The organism is Macrococcus hajekii (assembly GCF_004359505.1).
In the GTDB taxonomy this organism is placed as follows: Bacteria; Bacillota; Bacilli; order Staphylococcales; family Staphylococcaceae; genus Macrococcus; species Macrococcus hajekii.
The window spans coordinates 1-256 of record NZ_SCWE01000054.1; the positions used below are offsets into that span (position 1 = coordinate 1).

The window sequence follows — 256 nt, forward strand, 5'->3', positions numbered from 1 at the left end:
ATCACCAACGGCGACAGTAGTCGACAACGGCGACGGCACGCACACAGTGACGATCACAAATCCAGACGGCACAACAACGACGACAGTCATCAAAGATGGTGTTGACGGAGTAGACGGTAAAGATGGTGTATCACCAACGGCGACAGTAGTCGACAATGGAGACGGTACACACACAGTGACGATCACGAATCCAGATGGCACGACAACAACAACAGTGATCAAAGATGGTGCGGACGGCGAATCACCAACGGCGACA

Annotated in this window: 1 protein-coding gene; it reads left to right on the top strand. The window is 52.7% G+C overall.

The window, feature by feature from the left end:
* A partial coding sequence (locus tag ERX37_RS11340) for a collagen-flanked surface repeat-containing protein (protein WP_208001706.1) occupies positions 1 to 256 on the top strand: 256 nt, incomplete at both ends.